Annotated in this window: 1 protein-coding gene; it reads left to right on the forward strand. The window is 70.7% G+C overall.

The window, feature by feature from the left end; genetic code table 11:
• Window positions 1–2067: condensation domain-containing protein (locus tag AB0469_RS41080; protein ID WP_366456722.1), on the forward strand; the 2067-nt coding region annotated here is incomplete at both ends.

The following is a 2067-nucleotide window of genomic DNA, read 5'->3' on the forward strand; positions in this document are numbered from 1 at the left end:
CGCACCGGCGACCTCGCCCGCTGGACCACCGACGGCCGACTCGAATGCCTCGGCCGCACCGACGACCAGGTCAAGATCCGCGGCTTCCGCATCGAACTGGGCGAGGTCGAGGCGGCACTGGGCTCGGACCCGTCGGTGGCACGGACGGCCGTGGTGGTGCGCGAGGACCAGCCCGGAGACAGGCGACTCGTCGGCTACGTCGTTCCTGCGCTCGTGCCGGTCGATACGGCAGCCCTGCGGACCCAGCTCGCCGCCGTACTGCCGGAGTACATGGTTCCGTCGGCGGTCGTCGTTCTGGACGACCTCCCGCTGACGGTCAACGGGAAGCTGGACCACAAGGCCCTGCCCGCCCCCGACTTCGGTGACACGGCACCGGGCCGCCTGCCCTCCACCGTTCAGGAAGAGATCCTCTGCAACGTCTTCGCGGAAGTCCTCGGCTTGCCGCGAGTCGGGATGGACGACAACTTCTTCGACCTCGGCGGACACTCACTGCTGGCCACCCGCCTGGTCAGCCGGATCCGCCTGCTCCTCGGGGTCGAACTGTCGATCCGGGCCCTGTTCGAAGCGCCGACCGTCGCCGGGCTGGCACGCCGCCTGGCCGGGGCCGGCCTGGCACGGACCGCACTGACGGCCGTACCCCGCCCGGACACGGTGCCGCTGTCGTTCGCACAGCAGCGCCTGTGGTTCCTCGGGGAACTGTCGGGCCCGAACCCGTCCTACAACATCCCGGCGGCTCTGCGGCTGACCGGAGAGCTGGACCGCGAAGCCCTCCAGGCGGCCCTGCGGGACGTCGTCACCCGGCACGAGGTACTGCGAACCGTGTACCGGACCGTGGACGGCACCCCACATCAGGAGATCCTCGCCCCGGAATCGGTCACCGTCGACCTGCCCCCCGTCGAGGTGACCGAAGCCGAATTGCCGACGTCCCTGGCACAGGCGGCGGGGCACGCCTTCGACCTGGGTTCCGAGATACCCCTGGAGGCCCGGCTCTTCACCACGGGAGCGAACGAGCACGTCCTGCTGCTGGTCGTGCACCACATCGCCGGGGACGGCTGGTCGACGGCGCCACTCGCGCGTGACCTCTCCACGGCGTACGCGGCCCGCCTCGGCGGCGAGGTTCCGCACTGGACGCCGCTGCCCGTGCAGTACGCGGACTACGCCGTCTGGCAGCGGGAACTCCTCGGCACCGAGGACCAGCCCGACAGTGTGCTCGCTCAGCAGCTGGCCTACTGGCGGCAGACGCTCGCCGGCCTGCCGGAGGAGCTCGCGTTGCCGACGGACCGGCCACGGCCCGCCGTCATCACTCACACCGGTGACACCATCGAGCTGCCGATCGGGGCGGAGCTGCACCAACGGCTCTCCGACCTGGCCCGCGCTGAAGGCGTCACCGTGTTCATGGTGCTGCAGGCAGTCCTGGCCACCCTGCTGTCCCGGCTCGGCGCGGGCACGGACGTGCCGATCGGCTCGCCGGTCGCCGGCCGGCTCGACGAGGCCCTCGACGACCTCGTCGGCTTCTTCGTCAACACCCTGGTGCTGCGCACCGACCTTTCCGGGGACCCCACCTTCACCGAGCTGCTGGGCCGGGTGCGGGAGACGGGCCTGGGCGCCTTCGCCCACCAGGACGTCCCGTTCGAGCGACTGGTGGAGGACCTGGCCCCCGCCCGTTCCATGGCCCGGCACCCGCTGTTCCAGGTCATGCTGACCCTGCAGAACAACACCCGGGCCGAACTGGAACTCCCCGGCATACGCGTGGAGCCGGTCGACCCCGGCAAGCCGGCGGCGAAGTTCGACCTCGACTTCCAGTTCAACGAGCGCTTCGACGCCGACGGCAAGCCGACGGGAATCCACGGCGCCGTGACCTTCGCGGTCGACCTGTTCGACCGGACGACGGTCGAACAGATCGCCCGGCGGTTCACCAAGGTCCTCCAGGCGGCGGTCGCCGATCCGAAGCAGCGGGTCGGCGAAGCCGAGATCCTGGATGCGGGTGAGCGGCACCGGATGGTCGTCGAGTGGAACGATTCGGCGTGGGAGGTGTCCGGGGAGGTGCTGCCGAGGTTGTTCGAGGCC

Origin of the sequence: Streptomyces sp. NPDC093801 (assembly GCF_040701585.1) — a bacterium.
Classification (GTDB): Bacteria; Actinomycetota; Actinomycetes; order Streptomycetales; family Streptomycetaceae; genus Streptomyces.